Origin of the sequence: Sphingomonas swuensis (assembly GCF_039538045.1) — a bacterium.
GTDB lineage: Bacteria > Pseudomonadota > Alphaproteobacteria > Sphingomonadales > Sphingomonadaceae > Sphingomicrobium > Sphingomicrobium swuense.
On record NZ_BAABBQ010000001.1, the window covers coordinates 1,442,673 to 1,462,866 of the forward strand.

The window sequence follows — 20,194 nt, forward strand, 5'->3', positions numbered from 1 at the left end:
CTCCTCGTTTCCGTGACCGCCTGTGCACCCGTGCCCCAAACTGATCGCGACGTGACGCCAGAAGGGGTCGCCACTGCCTGGGTCACCTTCGATGCGCACGGCCAGCTGAGCGGCGGTGCAAGCGGGCTGGCGGACCGGCGCTCGGGAAGGGCGATGACCATCGACGATCCTGCTAGGGTCGCGTCGGTGTCGAAGATCGTCACCGCGCTCACGGTCATGCGGTTGGTCGAACAGGGTCGCCTCGACCTCGACGAGGATGTCTCGGTGAGGCTTGGCTACCCCGTCCGCAATCCGGCCTTCGCCGATCGCCCGATCACGCTGCGCCAGCTGCTGTCGCACACCTCGAGCGTCCGCGATGCCGGCGAGAACTACGTCATCCGCCTTGGCCAGCAGCTCCGCCCCCAGGTCGAGCGTACCGAATCCTTCGATCCCGACCATCCGCCCGGTAGCTTCTTCCGCTACTCGAACCTCAACTTCGGGATTGTCGGGTCGGTGCTCGAGAAAGCGACGGGCGAACGCTTCGACCGCCTCGCCGACCGGCTGGTACTGACGCCGCTCGGGCTCGACGCTTGCTTCAACTGGGCGACCTGCAGCGAGGCGAAGATCGCCCGCGCGGTCGTGCTCTACGAGGAAGACGGCTCGCCGCTGCTCGACGACCTGCAGGGCCAACGACCGGCCTGCCCGGTGTTCGTCGCACCGGGTGTCGCCTGCGACCTCGACCGCCACGAGCTCGGCAGCAACGGCGCGCTCTTCTCGCCGCAGGGCGGGCTGCGCATCTCCGCGCGCGATCTCGCGGTCATCGGCCAGCTGCTGCTCAATCGCGGACGCCACGGCGGCAAGGCGTTCCTCAGTCCGGCAAGCATCACGGCAATGATCGGGCCGGTGTGGCGCTTCGACGGCAGCAACGGCGTGACCGACGACGGCTTCTACTGCGCCTACGGGCTTGCCATCCAGTCGCTGCCGGGCACCGGAGCAGGTTGCCGCGACGACCTGTTCGGCGACGGGCGCGCCGCTTTCGGCCATGCGGGCGACGCCTACCGGGTTCGCTCCGGGCTGTGGATCGACCCCAAGCGCGGACGCGGAGTCGCCTTCATCGCAGTCAACAACGGCAAGGATCCGCCGCGCGGTCGAAGCGCCTATCGCGCGATCGAGGAACAGCTCGCCGCCAAGCTTCGCTGACCCGATACAAGAAGGGCTCCGACCGAAGCCGGAGCCCTTCTGCTTTCCGCCGACGCGGTGCGTTCTAGAACAGCTTCCAGTCGAGGCTGAGCGTGAAGGCACGGCCGCGCGGATCGGCGACGCGCGGTTCCCAGCTCGAGCCGGCGCCGGTGTTGCTGTCGTAGGTGATCGCGAACGGCGGATCCTTGTCGAACAGGTTCTTGATACCCGCGGTCAGGGTGAGGTTTTGGACCGGGCTGTAGCCGACCGACAGATTGTAGATGATGTAAGCCTTCACCCGCTCGTTATAGTCGGGACGAAGCGCGCTGCCGGGCAGGGCCTGGTTGCGGTAGCCGTTCCGGAAGATCTGCGAGATGGTGAAGTTCCAGTCGTCGATCCGGTAGCCGATGAAGGCATTGTGCTTCCACTTGAGACCAAGGTCGCCGGTCAGGCTGAAGACGCCGCGAAGATCGCTGTAGGGCAGGTTCGGAAGCAGCTTCTCCTTCTTCTTGAGGAGATAGGTGCCGTCGAGCCCGGTGGTCAGGCGACCGCCCATCACCTCGAAGCCGGCGCGGCCGGTGATCTCGAGCCCCTCGGTCCGGCGCGAACCGAAGTTGCCGGTGCGAAGGTCGACCAGGGTGATCAAGCCGTTGGTCCGCTCGATCCGCTCGGGGAAGGCGCCGATGTTCGCCAGCAGCTGCGGGATGGTGATCGTCCCGATGGTGTCGTCGACCGCGATGTTCCAGTAATCGACCGAGAAGCTGATGTTGCGGGTCGGTTCGACCACCACGCCGACGCTATACTGCTTCGACGTCTCTGGCCCGAGCCCGAGATTGCCGCCGGTCAGCGAGTCGGGCGTGATCGGAGCGCAGGCCGGCTGCGGGCCCGATACCGTTCCCTGCGGGCAGAGCGTCGGATCGACCAGCGTGTTGCCCGGATTGGGCGACAGCGTGGTGCCGTTGAAGATCTGGTTGAACGACGGCACCCGGAAACCGGTGTTGTAGCTGCCGCGGAACATGATCGGGTCGATCGGCCGGTACTTGGCCGAGATCTTCGGATTGGTGGTGGTCCCGAAGCCGGTGTAATCGTCGATCCGGACCGCACCGGTGATCTCCAGCCGGTCGCCGATCGGTACCAGCACCTCGGCATAGGCGGCCTTCACCGTCCGCTTCTTCGGGGTCAGCGCGTTGACGTTGTCGAACGCCGCCAGGAAGATGACGGGGTCAGTTGCGTCGGCCGCATCCGAACCGTTGAACTCGTAGGTCTCGCGGCGATAGTCGACCCCGACCGCCGCGCGGACCTTGCGCCCGAACAGGTCGAACAGCGGGCCCGAGATCGAGCCGTCGAACTGCTTCACCTCATACTGGCCGCCGTAGAGGGTCGTGCCCTCGGCCGAGATCGACTGGAGCGCGGCGAGGCCGGCCTCGGTCTGGGTCAGGCTGAACGGATTGATGAGACCGCTGTTGATTGCTCCGACGAGGCCGCGGAAGCCGGCGGGGGCGCCGGCAACCTGCGGCGCGTTGGGATCATAGGCGCCGTTGGCGAGCGTGCCGCGATAGTAATAGCCCGAGCCGAGCAGCGAAGAACTCTCGCTCTTCGCGTAGCTGGCGCCGGTGCGATAATCCCACTTGCCGAACAGCGGACCTTCTGCACCGACGGTGGTGCGGATGGTCTTGGTGTTGGTCTCATATTCGCGCGGGCCGCAGGCGAGGCAGCGCCAGCGGAAGGCGATCGGGCGACCGTAGCGGGCGTCGAGCGAAGCCGCCTGTCCCGGAAAGGCGGCGCGCAGCTTGTTGAAGACGTCGTTGTAGGTCGACTGTGTCAGCGAATTGAGCGGGTAGGCGAAGGCCGAGTTGCTGGTGTTCGAGGACACCTGCGCGTTGGAGAAGCTCTTGGCCGAATCGGCGTTGGAGCCGGTGACCTCGAGGAACAGCTCGTGCTCGCCCGCGACCCGGACAACGCCGCGGGTGTAGTAAGTGAGGGTATCGAGCGGCTGCTGGATGACCGCCGCCCGGCCCGTGTCCCAGGCGCAGGCATATTGCGTTGCAGGGTTGGCCCACAGCACCTCGTCATAGGCCATTCCTCCATCGACCGAGTCGCACCCAGCGCCGCCGGGCAGGTCGAGGATGTTGATCCCGCCGCCCGCGCCGTTGGCGCCGTTGGGAAGGGTCAAAGTGAGGCCCTGGGTCAGCGTTCCAAGCGGGGCCTGGAGGCTGGTCACCGCGGTGTTGAAGATGGTCGCGATCGGCGTTCCGCGGGTGTCGATCGAGAGACCGCGATTGGGCTGGTTGCCGTTGACGAAGTCGCGCTGGTCGCCGCGCAGGATACGGTTCGAGCTGTAGGCGACCGCGCCCATGACGTTGAAGCCCTGGGTGTTGAGGTCGCCATATCCGGCGATGCCCGAGACCCGGTAGATGTTGCCGCCGCCGGCCTCGGTCACGTCGACAAAGCTCTGCACGCCAAGACCGCGATAGTCCTTGCGGGTGATGAAGTTGATCACGCCGCCGATCGCGTCGGTGCCGTAGATGGCCGATGCACCGTCCTTGAGCACCTCGACCCGCTCGAGCGCGGCGAAGGGGATCTGGTTGACGTCGACCGCCGAGCCCTGGAGGCCGTGGGCGGCGACCCGGCGGCCGTTGAGGAGGACCAGGGTCGAGGCGCTGCCCTGGCCGCGAAGATTAGCGGCGGACAGGCCATTGGTGCCGCGCTGGGCGCCCGAGACGACGTCCGAGTTGGAAGCGAGGTTGTCCGCGCCGTTGCCGTTGGTGCTGAGGAAGGAGATCAGCTGCTCGGGATTGGCGATCCCTTCGCGGATGATGTCCTGCGTGGTGATGATCTGCAGCGGTAGCGGGCTGTCGTTCGGGTCGCGGCGGATGCGCGATCCGGTGACGATGACGTCACCCGTGGTCGCGCCCGAGCCGCCGGTGCGGTTGGTCGCGTCCGCGTCGTCGCGCGGTTTCTCGGCTGTGGTGCTGGTCGCGGCAGGCTGGGTCGCGCCCACCGTGCTTTGCGCGAAGGCCGGCAGCGGCGCAGCGAGAGCGGTCCCAACGAGCAGCAAAGCTGCCTTCGATGGCAGTCGAGTCATATGTGTATCCCCCCGGAACGAACGAATGTCGTTTACCCGTGTCATTCAGACGCAATTGTCGCGTCTTTCGCGAGTCTTTTTTTGCGAAGGCGAAGCAAGGCTTGCCGGTGGCTGCGCGGCGCGGTGTCAGCGTTGCCGCGCGGCCACAGCCTCAAAGCTCGGTGGCGAGCATTTCCAAAGCGGCATCCATCGTCCGCGTCGCGCGCACCTCTTCGGGTACGTCGTTGGCGTAGAAGGCGAACACCAGAGTCTGGCCGCGACGGGTCAGAAGATAGCCGGCGAGCGCGTTGGTGGCATCGAGCGAGCCCGTCTTGGCGAAGATCCGTCCGCGCAGCGGCCCGTCGGCGAAGCGCCGAGCGAGCGTTCCATCGATCCCGCCGACGGGCAGGCTGGCACGGAACGCCGCGCCCCAGGGCTGCCCGTGCGCCCAGCGCAGCAGGGTGGTCATTCCGCGCGGGCTCACCCGATTGTAGGTCGACATTCCCGAACCGTCGGCCAGCCGCCAGGACGAGGCGGGAAGTCCTGCCTGCGTCGTCATCCGGCCGATGGCGGCAATCCCCTTGGCCGCCGAACCCTCTCCGTCGGCTGCGCCCAGACGGCGGAGAAGAAGCTCGGCGTGGAGGTTCTGGCTGACCTTGTTGATGGTCACGAGGTCGCGGCCGAGCGGCGGCGGAACGAGCGCGGCAAGGACGGGTGCCGTCGCCAAGGGGTCGGAGGGGAGGGCGGTGCGCGCACTTCCTGCCACCCTCACCCCGCGCTCCTCGAGCATGGCCTTGAAGCGCCAAGCCGCATAGTGCGCCGGATCGTCGATCCCGAGACGGATCGTCCGCTCCTTGTCGCTGGCAAGGACAGTTCCTCGCACCACCAGGACCCGGCTTCCGGGAAGCCGGACCAGTTCGAGCGCCGACTTGCCATCGGCGACGGTCTTTGCCTCGTTGACGAGCTGAAAGTAGGTCGGGACGTCGACGAGCGGCGGGCTTCCCGCGGACCCGGGACGCACGCGTAAGGTCAGTTCATTGTCGTCGAGGGTCAGCGCACTGAGCGCCGTGCCCGAGCTGGTCGGGATGTTGTTCCAGCTCATCCCCTGGCTCCAGCGCTCGTCGGGGTAGGCGCGCGCATCACCGATCACATTACCCACCCGGCGGGTGCGCGCGGCGACCGCGTCCGCAAGCGTCGCGAGGCAGTCCTCTAGACAGCCCGGAGCGCTCGAAAGGCGTGCATCGCCGCGACCTTCGAGCAGCACATCGCTTCGCCCCTTGGCTCCGGCAACCAGTCGCACCTGCGCACCCGACGGCGCATCAGGCTGGTCGAGCCCTTGCAGGGTGGCGAAAGCGGCGGCGGTGGTCAGGATCTTGGTGTTGGAGGCGGGCATGAAGCGCTGGCCGGGCGCGATCGCCACTAGCTCGCGCCCGTCGAGCGTCGTCACCACCAGACCGAAGCGGGTGCCCGGACCCACCTCGGACAGCTTGGCTTCGACCTTCTGCTGCACGATCGGCGGCGACGGGGAAGTCGTCGCGAGCAGGGCTGGGGCGAGTAAGGCGAGCAGGCTCATGAAGCCGCGACCGCTCCGCCGCTCAGTCGCCGCATCAGTCGCGGCCAGAAGTCGAGCGATTCGAAGAAGCGCGCCACCGGGATGCGCTCGTTCAGCCCATGCGCGTTGCTGTCCTCGCCGCGGCGGGTGAAGTCGCCGCCGGTGCCGTAGGTCGGGATGCCGCGCGCCCGGAAATGCTTTCCATCCGTCGCGCCGGGGGTCATCACCATCATGATCGGAACGCCGGGAGCGCGGTCGGCGACCGCATCGGCAAGGGCGGCGAACAGCTCGGGGTTGGCGGGCGAGGGGGGCGCCTCGAGCGGGGTTCCCGCGATCCTGAACTCGGCTTCCGGGTTGCCACCTACTGCCGCCAGCTCGCTACGCACCTGCTCGATCGGCACGCCGGGGAAGATCCGGCAATTGATGTTCACCGTCGCGCGCTGCGGAAGCGCATTGTCGGCATGGCCACCACTCAGCAGCGTCGGCACGCAAGTCGTCCGGAAGGCCGACCCGAGCTGCTGTTCGCGAGTCAGATAATCGAGCGCCGCCGGATCCTTGGGATTGGCGGCGAGCGCGGCGACTGCCGCCCTGAGTTCCGGCTTGGCATTGGGTTGCGCGGCACTGTCGCGCAGCATGCCAAGCGTGACCTCGTCGATGACGATGGGGAAGCGATTGCCACGAAGCCGGCCGAGCAGATCGGCGAGCTCGTAGATGGCATTGTCCGGACGCGGCCGGGCGCTGTGCCCGCCGGGATTGCGGACCGTCACCTCGATGTTGGCGAAAGTCTTCTCGGCGACCTGCACCGACAGCGCGAGCGGCTTGCCCGCGGCATCGGCCCTGCCGCCGCCCGAGTCCGAGTTGACCGCGAAGGCAGGCTTGCGCGCGCTCAGCCGCTCGGCGATCGCCTGGCTGCTGAGCATGTCGGTCTCCTCGTCTCCGCTGAATGCGAGGATGAGGTCGCGGTCGGGCTTGTAGCCCTCGCGCTTCAGTCGGATGAAGGCGGCGGTGAGCTGCGCCACGCCGAGCTTGTTGTCGCTCGTCCCGCGCCCGAAGAGGAAGCCATTCTCCTCGACGAGCTTGAACGGGTCACGCTCCCAGTCGGCGGCCTTCGCCTCGACCACGTCCATGTGCGCGAGGAAGAGGAGGGGGGCCCTGGCACCGGTCCCGCGCAAGGTGACGATCAGGCCGGCAGTCTCTCCGACCGGCACGATCTCGATGTCGCGCGCCGCGAAGCCGGCCGCGCGAAGCTTGGCTGAGAGCGCGCGCGCCATCTTCGGCACCTGTCCGCGTCCCTTGACCGTCGGCATCTCGACGATCGACTTGTAGATCGAGAAGGCCTCGCGACCTTCGCGGCTATCGCGCTCCGTCGCACTCGCCGGACCCGCGAACAGCAGGCCCGCGGCAAGCAGGGCAGGGATGCGCAAGTGCCGGATCCGGATGCCTAGAACGCGCTCAGCCCGGTAATCGCCCGACCGAGGATCAGCGCATGGACGTCGTGCGTGCCCTCGTAGGTGTTGACCGTCTCGAGATTCAGCGCGTGGCGGATCACCTGATATTCGGCGCTGATCCCGTTGCCGCCGTGCATGTCGCGGGCGATCCGGGCGATGTCGAGCGCCTTGCCGACATTGTTGCGCTTGATGAGGCTGATCGTCTCGGGGATGAGCTCGCCGTCCTCGAGCCGGCGACCGACGCGGAGCGCCGCCTGCAGGCCGAGCGTGATCTCGGTCACCATGTTCGCGAGCTTGAGCTGGACGAGCTGCGTCGCCGCGAGCGGGCGCCCGAACTGGTGCCGGTCGAGCGTATATTGCCGCGCGGCATGGAAGCAGGCCTCGGCGGCGCCCATCGCTCCCCAGCCGATCCCGTAGCGAGCCCGGTTGAGGCAGCCGAACGGACCCTTCAGTCCCTCGACGTTCGGGAGCAGCGCATCCTCGCCCACCTCGACGCCGTCCATCACGATCTCGCCGGTGATCGACGCACGGAGCGACAGCTTCTGCTTGACCTGCGGTGCCGACAGCCCCGCCATGCCCTTCTCGAGCACGAAGCCGCGGATCTTGCCGTCATGCGCCTCGCTCTTCGCCCAGACGACGAAGACGTCGGCGATCGGCGAGTTGGTGATCCACATCTTGGCGCCCGACAGCGAGTAGCCGTTCGCGGTCTTCTTCGCGGTGGTGCGCATTCCGCCGGGATCAGACCCAGCGTCGGGCTCGGTCAGGCCGAAGCAGCCGACCAGCTCGCCCGAGGCGAGGCCCGGGAGATATTTGCGCCGCTGCTCTTCCGAGCCGTAGGCGAAGATCGGGTACATCACGAGCGAGCTCTGGACGCTCATCGCCGAGCGGTAGCCACTGTCCACCCGCTCGACCGCGCGGCTGATCAGGCCGTAGCTGACGTAGCCGAGGCCAGCACCGCCATATTGCTGCGGGATGGTCGCGCCGAGCAGGCCGAGTTGGCCCATCTCGCGCAAGATCTCGCGGTCGAAGTGCTCGTCGAGATAGGCCTCGGTCACCCGCGGCTGGAGTTGCTCCTGGGCATAGCCTTCGGCGGTGTCGCGGACGAGCCGCTCGTCCTCGGTGAGTTGATCCTCCAGACCGAACGGATCGGACCAGTCGAACGGCTTTAGCTTGGGCTCGTGGGCGAGCGCGGGATCGGGAGTCTTGAGCATGGCGGGCCTATAGTCGCTCGGCGCCGCCCGCGCCAGACGGACCACAAGGGAGCGGACGCCAAACATGCTTTCGACAAACGGTTAATAGATGCGACAGAATGACTTGACCGCCTGGACGACCGGCGTCCAGCTTCCGGCCGGGCCGCCCGTTGGCCTTCAGGAGGACCAATCCCTTGCGTCACCTGCTTTCTTCTCCCTCGATCCAGGCCGAAGGCGACCTGCCGACCGTCGACGACATCCGGTACGTTGCGCCCACCGCGACAGGGCTCGCGCCTAATGGCAAGACCGTGCTCAGCCTCGACCAGGCGATCGGCAATCTCAACCGCACCGGGGCGATCTGGGATGTCGGTCCGAATGGGCAGATCACCTACGCCTTCATCGATAAGCCGCTGAACGGGCTCTACAACAGCCCGAAGGAAGCCTATCTCGGTAGCCTCGCCGAAGGTTCCATGCCGTTTACCGAGGAGCAGCGGGTTGCCGCGCGCGAGGCGCTGGGTCTTTGGGATGACCTGATCGCTCCTTCGTTCGTCGAGAAGAACGGACGCGGTGCGGCCGACATCCTCTTCACCAACACGAACAGTGGTCCCGGCCAGGCGGCGGCCTTCACGCCGTTCCTCAACGGCGGCTCGGGCAAATATGGCAAGGTGCAGGGCGACATCTTCGTCAACCAGGACGAAGACAGCAATTTCGACCTCGACAATGGCGGCTATGGCCAGACGACGCTCGTCCACGAGCTCGGCCACACGATTGGGCTCAGCCACACCGGCGACTATAATGCGGGGAATGGTGGTCCGATAACCTATGCCAAGGACGCCATTTTCTACCAGGACACCTACCAGTTCTCGATCATGTCCTACTTCAGCCACGGCAACAGCAACGCCTTCGGCTATGTGAACTGGGCGACCGGCGGCTTCTATCAGACGCCGCAAACCCCGATGGTCCACGACATCGCGGCGGTGCAGGCAATGTACGGCGCGGATCTCACCACGCGCACCGGCGACACGACTTACGGCTTCAACTCAAACGCCGGCCGCTCGGTCTACGACTTCACCTCGAACAAGAACCCGTTCCTGTCGATCTACGATGCCGGCGGAAACGACACGCTTGACCTCAGCGGCTTCACTGGCGGCCGGATCACCTTGGACCTTCGTCCGGGCGCGTTCAGCACCGGGTACAATTATGGCGATAAGGCGGTGCTCGACAAAGCTGTCGGCGTGACCCTCTCGCAGGCGCAGTGGAATGCCCTCTACGACGGCCGCCTCGGTGGCAATCCCGGCTTCCTGTCGGACAATATCGGGATCGCCTACAACACGATCATCGAGAATGGCCGGACCGGTGCGGGCAATGACGTGCTGCAGGGCAACGACGTCGCCAACCGCCTCGACGCGGGTGCCGGCAGCGACATTCTCAACGGCGGCAAGGGCAACGACACGCTGATCGGCGGGGCCGGCGCCGACTTCTTCGTCATCTCCGACCGCGGGGGGATCGACACCATCCTCGATTTCGAGCGCGGCCTCGACAAGCTCGACTTGAAGACGTTCGAACCCCGCTCGGCACCGGGCGATCAGGCCATGACCTGGATCGGCAACGCAGCCTTCTCGGGACAGGCCGGCCAGGTCCGTCAATTCGTTCAAAATGGCCTCAACATCGTTGCCGGGGACGTCGATGGCGACGGCGTGGCCGACTTCCAGGTTGTGGTGGGTTCGCAGCCGATCGGAAGCGGCGACATCATCTTCTGACGTCGGCCACTCGGCAGGAAAGGGGCGTCGGCCAGCCGGTCGGCGCCATTCTTCTTTCGCTGGCGGATGGGGTGGGATTCGAACCCACGGTACGGTTCCCCGCACGGCGGTTTTCAAGACCGCTGCCTTAAACCACTCGGCCACCCATCCCGCGTCGGCTGCCATTCAGCTTGGCCCGCCTAGACCGAGCCCACGCAATCGCGCAAGGCGCTGAACAGGACCAGCGTACCGAGCGTTGGTCGATCATGGTTGGGGAGGGTGTGAAGCGCGTGGCATTCCGGTGGTCGAGTTCACTGCTGTGCCTGGTCGCGATCGCCATGACCCCTGCAAGCGCGCAGCAGGAGCGTGATCCGCTCGCGCCGTTGCCCGACCTTCCGCCGTCTTCACAGCCCACGCCCCGGCCGGTGCGGACAGCGCCGCTATCCTCCCCCGTTCCGGTGTCGGTCGCCCGGCCGGTCGTCCTGTCCGGCTTCGGAAGCTACAAGAATGTGCTTGCGGCCCGTGCCCGCGCCGCCGGTGTCCGCGAGGCGACGATCGGCGCCGTCATTCCCTACCTCAGCCAGAACGCCCGGGTGATCGCGCTGGATCGCCAGCAGCCGGGCGGCCCGCCGAACAGCAATTTCATTCCGCCATTCGCGCCTTACCGCGCGCAGCATGTCACCAGTGACCTCATCAACCGCGGTGCCGCTCGCTTCCAGTCGGGCCGGGCACAGATGCGCTGGCTCGAGCAGCGCTTCGGGGTCGAGCCGCAGGTGCTTCTCGCCATCTTCGGCCATGAGACCAGCTACGGCCGGGTGACCGGCAATTTCGACCTGCTCGAGGTGCTCGCGACGCTCGCCTACGAGGGGCGCCGACGCCAGTTCTTCGAGGACGAGTTCATCGCGGCGCTCCAATTGCTCGACCGTGGCACGCCGCGCAGCCGATTGAAGGGCAGCTGGGCCGGCGCGACCGGCTATCCGCAGTTCATGCCGTCCAATGTTCTCCGTCTCGCCACCGACGGCGACGGGTCGGCCAACATCTGGGGCAGCGAGATGGACGGGCTCGCCTCGATCGCCGCCTATCTGCGCGACGCCGGGTGGAAGCCCGGTATCCATTGGGGCATTCCGGTCCGGGTCTCGCCCAGCCTCAATCGAGCCGCGGTTCGCACGACCCTGGTCCCGCCGCGCTGCCCGCAGGTATTCCGCCGCCACAGCCGCTGGTTGTCGATGCGCGAGTGGCGGCAGCTCGGGGTCATCCCGACCGGCCAGGCCATTCCCGAGGGCGAAATGGCGACCCTGCTCGAACCCGATGGCCCGTCGGCGACCGCTTACCTGCTGACCAGCAACTATCGCGCGATCCTCGACTACAATTGCTCCAATTTCTATGCGCTCTCGGTCGGCCTTCTGGCCGATCGCATCGCGGCTGGCGGATAGGCTCTTCAAGCCGGCGAAGTGGACCGCTAGGACGAGGGCATGAATCGTCTTCTTCCAGCGTCCGCCCTGATCCTCCTCGCTTCGACGGCCGCCGCGGTGGCCGCCCCGCCGCCGTTCGAGACCCCGGCGAGGGTCGCCTACCTCATCGACCTCTCGTCGGGCGCCGAACTGCTCGCCAAGAATTCGGACACGCCGATGCCGCCGGCGAGCATGGCCAAGATGATGACCAGCGAAGTCGCCTTCGAGCTGATCAAGGCGAACAAGCTGTCGCTCGGCAAGATGTGCACCGTCCGGCCCGAGACCTGGCAGAAGTGGCACGGGCCGCAGGCAGGCTCGACCATGTTCCTTTCGCCCAACGAACAGGTCAGCGTCGAGAATCTGCTTCACGGGATCGTCACCCTATCGGGCAACGACGCCTCGGTCGTGCTGGCCGAGTGCATCGCCGGAACCGAGCAGGCCTTCGCGAGCCAGATGAACACGCTGGCCAAGCGGCTCGGGATGAGCGGAAGCCGCTTCTGCAATTCGAACGGCTGGCCCGACGAGGGCTGCACCGTGGTGACCGCCCGCGACCTTGCCAAGCTCGCCCGCTCGTCGGTCGAGAACCATCCCAAGCTCTACAAGCAGTTCTACGGACAGCCGACCTTCACCTGGGGCAAGACGCTCGGCTCGGGCCAGGCGATCACCCAGGCCAATCGCAATCCCATCCTCGGCAAGATCCCCGGCGCCGACGGTCTCAAGACCGGCCATACCGAGGAGGCCGGCTATGGCTTCACCGGATCGGCCGAGCAGAACGGCCGCCGCCTGATCATGGTCGTCGCGGGGCTCGGCAGCTTCAATCAGCGCATCGAGGAATCGACCAAGCTGATGAGCTGGGGCTTCAATGCCTGGCAGTCGAAGCCGCTGTTCGCCGCCAATGCCGCGGTCGGCTCGGCCGAGGTCCAGCTGGGCGATGCGGCGACGGTGCCGCTGGTCGCGCCGCGCGCGATCGCGGTCACCTATCCGGCCGGTGCGCTCGGCGGCGATCCGAAGCTGAGGATCGCCTATCAGGGCCCGCTCAAGGCGCCGATCGCCAAGGGCGCGCAGGTCGCCGAGCTGGTCGTCACCACGCCCGACGGGACGATCCAGCGCATGCCGCTGGTCGCCGGTGAGGCAGTCGAGGAGGCCGGCTTCTTCGGACGCCTGTGGCTCGGGCTCAAGCAGCTGGTGGGAATGGCCTGAGCCACTTGGCACGAGCATCGTTCATCACGCTGGAAGGCGGGGAAGGGGTCGGCAAGTCGACCCAGCTCGCCGCGCTTGCGGAAGCGCTCCGCCGCCGTGGCCACGAGGTCGTCACCACCCGTGAACCCGGCGGCAGCGAAGGCGCGGAGGCGATCCGCCGGCTGCTCCTCGAAGGCTCGGAGGAGCGCTGGGGCGCGCAGGCCGAGGCCCTGCTGTTCGCCGCAGCGCGCACCAGCCATGTCGACAGCCTGATCCGCCCCGCGCTCGCCCGTGGGCAGTGGGTCCTGTGCGACCGCTTCCTCGACAGTAGCCTCGCCTATCAAGGCGGTGCCGGCGGCCTCGGAATCGAGGCGGTGCGCGAGCTCAATATGTTCGGCATCGCCGACTGCCTGCCCGACCGCACCCTGCTCCTCGTCCATCCAAGCGGGGCGGAGCGGGCGCGACACCGGGACGGGGACGGGGCCGACCGGATCGGCGGCCGATCGGCTTCCTATCACCAGGCGGTCGACGAGGCCTTCCACGCCCTTGCCGAAGCCGAGCCGAACCGGATCCGCCCGGTCGACGCCTCGGGATCGCGCGAGGAGGTCACGGCACGGCTGCTCGACGCGCTCGAGGACCTGCTGTGACCCTTCTCGGGCAGGATCGGGCGATCGCCGCCTTTCGCTCGGCGCTCGACAGCGGGACGCTTCACCACGCTTGGCTGCTTGCCGGGCCGCGCGGGGTCGGCAAGGGGACCTTCGCCCGGGCTGCCGCCCTCCGCCTTCTCGCAGAAGCCGCCGGACCGCCAGTCGGACTGCCCGGCCTCGAGGTGCCCGACGATCATCGCATCGGGCACCTCTTCCGCGCCGGGAGTCATCCCGACATGCGGCTGCTCGAGCGCGAGGTTTGGGACAAGGGACCCAAGAAGGGCGAGCTCAAGCGCAACATCACCATCGACCAGGTGCGCGAGATGGGAGAACTCTTCTCCTTCGCGCCCTCGTTCAGCGACTGGCGCGTGTGCATCATCGATTGCATGGACGAGCTCGAGCGCAATGCCGCCAACGCGCTCCTCAAGCTGCTCGAGGAGCCGCCGGGGCGTAGCCTGTTCCTGCTCGTCAGCCACTCTCCGGGACGACTGTTGCCGACGATCCGCTCGCGCTGCCGGCGGGTCGATTTCCCCGGCCTCGACGATGCGACGCTCGACACCGTCCTGCGCGCCGAGCGACCGGGGCTTTCGGACGAGGAGCGGGCGCGCCTGATCCCGCTCGCCGGGGGCTCGGCCGGACGGGCACTGGCCTTCGCCGAACTCGACCTCGCGCCGCTCGCCGAGGATGCGCTCGCAATCCTGCGGAGCGGTGACCGCGACAATGCCCGCCGCGGCCGCCTCGCCTCGGCGCTTGCACTCAAGGCCGCGGGCCCGCGCTACGCCGCCTTCCTCGAACTCGTCCCCTCCCTGATCGCGGGCGAGGCGCGCACCGCCGAAGGACCCCGCCGACAGCGCGCCGCCGAGGCCTATGGCAAGGCGCAGGAGACCGCTTCGCTCGCTCCCCGCCTCTCCCTCGACCCTGCCGCGACGGTTTTCAGCCTCGCGACCATCATGGCGGAGGTGGGGGAGGGGTGACGAGCGATGCGCTTTGCCTCTAAGGCCACGCGCGACATGTCCGAGCCCTTCTACCTCACCACCGCCATCGCCTACCCCAACGGCCGCCCGCATATCGGCCATGCCTATGAGGCGATCGCCGCCGATGTCATCGCCCGGTTCATGCGCGCGCAGGGGCGTGACGTTCGGCTGGTCACCGGCACCGACGAGCATGGCCTCAAGATGGTCCAGACCGCGCGCGGCCAGGATCGCGAGACACTCGAGTTCGCCGACGAAATGTCGGGGCATTTCCGGGTGATGTGCGATGGACTTGATATCAGCTACGATGCGTTCGTGCGGACGACCGAGGAGCGTCATCACGCCGCCAGCATCGCGCTGTGGAAGGCGATGGAGGCCAATGGCGACCTATACCTCGATCGCTACGAGGGCTGGTACTCGGTCCGCGACGAGGCCTATTACGACGAGAAGGAACTGATCGCGGGCGCCGACGGGGAGAAACTCTCCCCGCAGGGCACTCCGGTCGAATGGACCGTCGAGGAGAGCTGGTTTTTCAAGCTCTCCGACTATGCCGAGCGCCTGCTCGCTCACTACCGGGACAATCCCGACTTCATCCGTCCGGAAAGCCGTCGCAACGAGATCGTCCGCTTCGTCGAGGGCGGGCTCAAGGACCTCAGCGTGTCTCGCACCAGCTTCGACTGGGGAGTGCCGGTGCCGGGCTCACCGGGCCACGTCATGTACGTCTGGGTCGACGCTCTCACCACCTACATGACCGGCGTCGGCTACCCGGACGACCGCGCCAACTACGACCGCTTCTGGCCTGCCGACCTCCATCTCATCGGCAAGGACATCGTACGCTTCCACGCGGTCTACTGGCCGGCTTTCCTGATGAGCGCCAAGCTCCCGCTTCCCAAGCAACTGTTCGGCCACGGTTTCCTCCTCGCGCGCGGCGAGAAGATGTCGAAGAGCCTCGGGAACGTGGTCGACCCGATGGTGCTCGCCGAGTCCTACGGCGTCGACAGCCTGCGCTACTTCCTGATGCGCGAAGTCAGCTTCGGGCAGGACGGCAGCTATTCGGACGAGGCGATCGTCACCCGCTGCAACGCCGAGCTTGCGAACAGCTTCGGCAATCTTGCGCAGCGCACATTCTCGATGATCGTCAAGAATTTGGACGGGGTTGTTGCGCCGGCGGGTGAGGCATCCGACGACCTCGCCCTGCTTTCCAAGGTCAGCGAAGCGGAGGGTGAAGCCAGGGCGCGCTTTGCCGAATACGACTTCTCCGCCGTGCTCGAGGCGTGGATGGGCGCGGTATTCGCCGCCAATGCCTATGTCGACGCACAGGCGCCCTGGGCGCTGCGCAAGACCGATCCTGCGCGCATGGCCGAGGTGCTTGGAACGCTTGCGACGGTGGTCGAGCGGCTCGGCGAGGTCGTGGAACCGGTGGTGCCCAAGAGCATCGCGCGTCTCCGCTCCTACCTCGGCGAGGGAAGAACCTCGGGCCGCCTCGCGCAACCGCAACCCATCTTCCCGCGTCTGGAACTCGTCGCCGCGGACGAGTCTGCCTGATGCTGATCGATAGTCACTGCCACCTCAATTACCCCGGCCTGGTCGAGGACGAGGGCGGGGTGCTGGGCCGCGCCCGGTCGCGCGGGGTCGGCGGGTTCCTCAACATCTCGACCCGGCAGTCGGAGTGGAAGGACGTGGTCGCCGCCACCGAGCGTCACTCCGACGTCTGGGCGAGCATCGGGGTTCACCCGCACGAGGCCGACAACCATCCGGACCTCGGGACCGCGGCGCTGGTCGAGGCGGCCGCGCATCCCAAGGTGGTCGCGATCGGCGAGTGCGGGCTCGACTATTTTTACGGCAAGTCCGATCGCGACAGCCAGAAGGCCCGCTTTCGTGCGCAGATCGCCGCCGCGCGGGAGACCGGCCTGCCGCTCATCATCCACACCCGCGATGCCGAGGAAGATACCGCCGAGATCCTATCGGAAGAAGTCGCCAAGGGCGGGGTGAGGGGGGTTCTCCATTGCTTCACCGGGACCCAGTGGCTGGCCGACAAGGGGCTCGAGATCGGCTTCTTCATTTCGCTATCGGGCATCGTGACATTCAAGAATGCCAAGGACTTGCAGGAAGTCGCGAAGAGCATTCCTGAAGATCGGCTGCTGGTCGAGACGGACAGCCCGTTCCTCGCGCCGGTACCCAATCGCGGCAAGACCTGCGAGCCGGCCTTCGTTGCCGATACCGCGAGCTTCGTCGCGGGTCTTCGTGGCGAGACGCCCGACGCGCTTGCCGACACGACCACCGCCAACTTCTTCCGCCTGTTCGACAAGGCCGCGGCGCGCACGTGAAGCTTCGGATCCTTGGCTCCGGCACCAGTTCGGGCGTTCCGCGGCTCGGCAACGACTGGGGCAGCGTTGATCCCACGGAACCCAAGAACCGCCGCCTGCGCGCTTCGGCACTCGCGACCATCGGCGACGTCCGCCTTCTGATCGACGCCGGCCCCGACCTTCGCGAGCAGCTCAACAGCGCCGGGGTCGGAGCGGTCGAGCAGGTCATCATCACGCACGATCATGCCGACCATATCCATGGCCTGGACGACCTCCGGCAGGTCGCACAGAATCTCGGGCATCAGGTCCCCCTGTTGGCCCGGGCCGAAGTTCTCGACCGCCTTGTGCCGCGCTTCCGCTACCTGTTCGAAGGCAATGCGCTTTATCCCGCGGTCGTCCGCCACGACGTCATCGCGGAGGATTTCATGGTCGGGCCCACGAGGATCCGGGTCACCGACCAGCCGCATGGTCGCATCACCAGCCTTGGCCTGCGCTTCGACGAGGGCGAGCGGTCGCTCGTCTATGCGGTCGACTTCGTGGAGCTGACCGACGCCATGGCGTCACTGTACCAGGGCGTGGACGTGTGGGTGGCCGACTGCCTGCGCCGCCGACCGCATCCGACCCACGCCCATCTCGATGCCGTGCTCGGCTGGGCCCGTGACCTCCAGGTAGGGCAGCTCTGGCTCACGCACCTCGACAACAGCATGGATCATGCCCAACTAGTAAGCACGCTTCCGGACTGGGCCGCCCCGGCCTGGGACGGGCTGGAGATCGAGATCTAGCCACCCATGGCCGACGATAGCGCGAACGTTCTTTATCTGCTGCTCCTGCTGGTGCTGGTCGGGTCGAGCCTCGTCGGCAGGCGGATCGCTGCCGGCAAGGCGATGAAGATGGGATTGGCGTGGGTCGCCGTCTTCGGCGTGGCCTTCGCCCTGTTCGCCTTTCGCGGGGAGTTCTCGGCGCTCGGCAGCCGGCTCAAGAGCGAGGCGCTCGGAAGCGCGGAGCCGACCATCAGCGGGGAGGGGCTTCGCCTGGCCAAGCGCGACGACGGCCACTTCTGGGTCGATGCGCGGATCAACGGTGCTCCGGTCCGCTTCCTGGTCGACAGCGGAGCGACCACCACGACCGTGACTCGCGAGGTCGCCGACGCCGCGAAGCTCGATCCCGGCATGCGCGGTGATTTCGTCGACACAGCCAATGGAACGGTGTTCATGCCGCGGGCGACAGCCGGCCTGCTCGAGGTCGGCACGATCCGCCGTACCGACATGGCGGTTGGCATTAACCCGAACGACGACACCAGCGTGCTCGGCATGAACTTCCTGTCCAGCCTTTCGAGCTGGGGCGTCCAGGGCAACGACCTCGTCCTCAAGCCATGACCAACGATCTCCAGCTCGGCGGGCTCTACATCCTCATGGCGTTCATGCTGCTCGCCGGAGCGATGATCGGCCGCCGCTCGCCGCTGGCCAAGGGCATCACCTCGGTGCTGGCGTTCATCGTCATCTTCGGGGCTGGCTTCATCGTCTTCAGCTTTCGCGACGACCTGCAATATGTCGCGCAGCGCCTTGAGTCCGAGGCCACCGGAAAGCCCGTCCGCATGGCCGAGGGCAGGATCCGCGTCCCGCTGGCGATCGATGGCCATTTCTGGGTCCAGGCCGAGGTCAACGGCGTGCCGGTCGATTTCCTGATCGACAGCGGCGCGACCATGACCACGATCGGGCGCGCCACCGCTGAACTCGCTGGAGTGCCGGTCGGCGATCAGCGCAACCAGGTCGTGCGCACGGGCAATGGCCTGATCCGTGTCGCGAGGACGTCGGCCGAGACGGTCGATCTCGGCGGCATCCAGCGCCGGGATGTCCGCCTGTTCGTGGCCGACGGCGACGACCTCAACGTCCTTGGCATGAATTATCTGACCAGCCTCAAGCGATGGAGCGTCGAAGGGCGCTGGCTGGTGCTGGAGGGCTGATAGAGCCTCAACATCGCACCTGACTTTACATAATACATATTATCAGACTTGCGGATTGTTCTATCCTCGTCGCCCTGCTGGCAGGATTGCGCCGCTTGATTGATCCGACGATGAAGTCGCCATGATGAGCCACGCCCAACCCGACGCTTCTCCCGCGCTCCAGCGCCTGATGACCATCATGGCGCGACTGCGTGATCCCGAGCGTGGGTGCGAATGGGACACGGTCCAGACCTTTGAGACGATCGCGCCCTATACGATCGAGGAAGCCTACGAAGTTGCCGACGCGATCCAGCGTGGCGACCTTGCCGACTTGCGTGACGAACTCGGCGACCTAGCGCTGCAGATCGTCTTCCATGCGCAGATGGCCGCCGAGGCCGGTCACTTCACGCTCGCCCAGGTGCTCGACGCGATCAGCGACAAGATGGAGCGGCGGCATCCGCACATCTTCGGCGACGATCCTTCCGGAGGCCATCATCGGTGGGAAGAGATCAAGGCCGCCGAGCGCGCTGCCCGGCCCGACGATCCGAGCGCACTCGCCGGGATCGCGCTCGCCCTGCCGGCGCTCGAACGCGCCCTCAAGCTGCAGAAGCGCGCTGCCCGTACCGGCTTCGACTGGCCCGACGCCGAGGGACCTAGGGCCAAGATCCATGAAGAGCTTGGCGAGATCGATGCCGCCGACAGTGACGAGCAGCGCGAAGAGGAAGTCGGCGACCTGCTGTTCGCCGTCGTCAACTTCGCACGCTTTCTCAAGATCAATCCGGAAGAGGCTCTACGCAAGGCCAATGCCAAGTTCGAGCGTCGCTTCCGTCGGATCGAGACCGCGCCGGACTTCGAGGCCTTGAACCTCGACCAGAAGGAAGCGCTCTGGTCCGAGGCCAAGACGACTGCTGCTCGAGACTAGCGGACCATGCGCAGCATCTGCTGCGCTTCGTTGAGGTGCGACTGGACAATCGGGACCGCACCCTGCGCGGTCTGACGAAGCAGCGGAGTATCGCCATTGCGGGCGTAGCCGCTTTGCAGAGCAAGCGCCTGCTGATGGGCCGGCACCTGCTGCTGCAGGTAGAGGCGATCGATCGAAGCCGGTGACGCGGCGTGAAGCTGCCCGATCATGGTCTTCTGCATCGGCGACATCTCCGGCGGAGGCGCCATGACGCCTGCGGCCTTGGCGTTGGTCAGCGCCAGATTGGTGGTGCGGCTGTGATGGTCGATCAGCATGGTCGCATAGGCACGGACCTGAGGATTGCTGCTCTTGCCGAGGAGGATCATGCTGCTGGTGATCTCGAAGACGTCCCCTGCTCCGCCATGAAAGAGATAGGCCGATGCCTGCTGGGTCGCGGCACCTTGCGGCGGAGTTGGAAGGGTTGCGGCGGCGGGGACGGCCACGGCAGCCACCGACACGGCCGATGCGAAAGCGATAAGATTCTTGGGCAGCGTCACGGCCATCTCCTGACAATCAATAACTTGCCGGTCGGAACCGCTGCCGCCCGGGCATCGTTCCCCGGCTGTTCACTTTTCAGACAGGATCG

17 protein-coding genes and 1 tRNA gene are annotated in these 20,194 nt (G+C 66.8%); 12 read left to right on the forward strand and 6 right to left on the reverse strand.

Annotated features, from left to right (window positions below; translation table 11 throughout):
• The first annotated feature begins 30 nt into the window (after window positions 1-30).
• Entirely contained in the window at window positions 31-1,179 is a 1,149-nt protein-coding gene (locus tag ABD727_RS07180) for a serine hydrolase domain-containing protein (RefSeq protein WP_344706704.1), read from the forward strand.
• 64 nt (window positions 1,180-1,243) lie between these two features.
• On the opposite strand, the gene ABD727_RS07185 is transcribed toward ABD727_RS07180, so the two are convergent.
• The 4 genes from ABD727_RS07185 to ABD727_RS07200 form a co-directional block, all read right to left on the reverse strand.
• The gene (locus ABD727_RS07185) at window positions 1,244-4,243 is read right to left on the reverse strand and encodes a TonB-dependent receptor domain-containing protein (RefSeq protein WP_344706705.1); all 3,000 of its coding nucleotides are present in this window, start codon (window positions 4,241-4,243) and stop codon (window positions 1,244-1,246) included.
• A gap of 151 nt (window positions 4,244-4,394) precedes the next feature.
• On the reverse strand, window positions 4,395-5,795 hold the full coding sequence (gene dacB / locus ABD727_RS07190; RefSeq protein WP_344706706.1) for a D-alanyl-D-alanine carboxypeptidase/D-alanyl-D-alanine endopeptidase: 1,401 nt from the start codon (window positions 5,793-5,795) through the stop codon (window positions 4,395-4,397).
• Window positions 5,792-7,198, reverse strand: coding sequence for a M20/M25/M40 family metallo-hydrolase (locus ABD727_RS07195; protein WP_344706707.1), 1,407 nt, complete (start codon window positions 7,196-7,198; stop codon window positions 5,792-5,794). Before ABD727_RS07195 ends, dacB begins: the two co-directional genes overlap by 4 nt.
• A 17-nt stretch (window positions 7,199-7,215) precedes the next feature.
• The gene (locus ABD727_RS07200; RefSeq protein ID WP_344706708.1) at window positions 7,216-8,433 is read right to left on the reverse strand and encodes an acyl-CoA dehydrogenase; all 1,218 of its coding nucleotides are present in this window, start codon (window positions 8,431-8,433) and stop codon (window positions 7,216-7,218) included.
• A 173-nt stretch (window positions 8,434-8,606) separates the two neighbouring features.
• On the opposite strand from ABD727_RS07200, the gene ABD727_RS07205 reads away from it, so the two are divergent.
• Window positions 8,607-10,172 (forward strand): M10 family metallopeptidase C-terminal domain-containing protein, encoded by a 1,566-nt coding sequence (locus tag ABD727_RS07205; RefSeq protein WP_344706709.1) that lies wholly within the window; start codon window positions 8,607-8,609, stop codon window positions 10,170-10,172.
• A gap of 60 nt (window positions 10,173-10,232) precedes the next feature.
• Here ABD727_RS07205 and ABD727_RS07210 read toward each other — a convergent pair.
• Window positions 10,233-10,322 (reverse strand) — tRNA-Ser (locus ABD727_RS07210).
• A gap of 119 nt (window positions 10,323-10,441) precedes the next feature.
• Between ABD727_RS07210 and ABD727_RS07215 the strand changes: the two genes are divergently transcribed.
• The 10 genes from ABD727_RS07215 to mazG all read left to right on the forward strand — a co-directional run bounded on the left by ABD727_RS07215 (window position 10,442) and on the right by mazG (window position 19,569).
• A complete protein-coding gene (locus tag ABD727_RS07215; protein WP_344706710.1) occupies window positions 10,442-11,584 on the forward strand; it encodes a lytic murein transglycosylase in 1,143 nt (380 codons plus the stop codon).
• A 39-nt stretch (window positions 11,585-11,623) separates the two neighbouring features.
• Complete coding sequence (locus ABD727_RS07220; protein WP_344706711.1) at window positions 11,624-12,802, forward strand: D-alanyl-D-alanine carboxypeptidase family protein; 1,179 nt, start codon at window positions 11,624-11,626, stop codon at window positions 12,800-12,802.
• A gap of 5 nt (window positions 12,803-12,807) precedes the next feature.
• The gene (gene tmk / locus ABD727_RS07225; protein ID WP_344706712.1) at window positions 12,808-13,428 is read left to right on the forward strand and encodes a dTMP kinase; all 621 of its coding nucleotides are present in this window, start codon (window positions 12,808-12,810) and stop codon (window positions 13,426-13,428) included.
• Complete coding sequence (locus ABD727_RS07230; protein WP_344706713.1) at window positions 13,425-14,402, forward strand: DNA polymerase III subunit delta'; 978 nt, start codon at window positions 13,425-13,427, stop codon at window positions 14,400-14,402. Before tmk ends, ABD727_RS07230 begins: the two co-directional genes overlap by 4 nt.
• Window positions 14,403-14,438: 36 nt before the next feature.
• Entirely contained in the window at window positions 14,439-15,944 is a 1,506-nt protein-coding gene (metG, locus tag ABD727_RS07235; RefSeq protein ID WP_344708039.1) for a methionine--tRNA ligase, read from the forward strand.
• Window positions 15,944-16,726 carry a TatD family hydrolase gene (locus ABD727_RS07240; protein WP_344706714.1) on the forward strand — a complete coding sequence of 261 codons (783 nt, stop codon included), beginning with the start codon at window positions 15,944-15,946 and terminating at the stop codon, window positions 16,724-16,726. Before metG ends, ABD727_RS07240 begins: the two co-directional genes overlap by 1 nt.
• Window positions 16,723-17,487, forward strand: coding sequence for an MBL fold metallo-hydrolase (locus ABD727_RS07245; RefSeq protein WP_344706715.1), 765 nt, complete (start codon window positions 16,723-16,725; stop codon window positions 17,485-17,487). Before ABD727_RS07240 ends, ABD727_RS07245 begins: the two co-directional genes overlap by 4 nt.
• A 6-nt stretch (window positions 17,488-17,493) precedes the next feature.
• Window positions 17,494-18,081: a retropepsin-like aspartic protease family protein gene (locus ABD727_RS07250; RefSeq protein WP_344706716.1), complete on the forward strand. Its 588-nt coding sequence runs from the start codon at window positions 17,494-17,496 to the stop codon at window positions 18,079-18,081.
• Complete coding sequence (locus ABD727_RS07255; RefSeq protein ID WP_344706717.1) at window positions 18,078-18,668, forward strand: retropepsin-like aspartic protease family protein; 591 nt, start codon at window positions 18,078-18,080, stop codon at window positions 18,666-18,668. The genes ABD727_RS07250 and ABD727_RS07255 overlap by 4 nt, the downstream gene beginning before the upstream one ends.
• Window positions 18,669-18,789: 121 nt before the next feature.
• The gene (mazG, locus tag ABD727_RS07260) at window positions 18,790-19,569 is read left to right on the forward strand and encodes a nucleoside triphosphate pyrophosphohydrolase (protein WP_344706718.1); all 780 of its coding nucleotides are present in this window, start codon (window positions 18,790-18,792) and stop codon (window positions 19,567-19,569) included.
• Here mazG and ABD727_RS07265 read toward each other — a convergent pair.
• A complete protein-coding gene (locus tag ABD727_RS07265; protein ID WP_344706719.1) occupies window positions 19,566-20,105 on the reverse strand; it encodes a DUF4142 domain-containing protein in 540 nt (179 codons plus the stop codon). The two genes, mazG and ABD727_RS07265, sit on opposite strands and share 4 nt — an antisense overlap.
• Window positions 20,106-20,194: the final 89 nt, after the last annotated feature.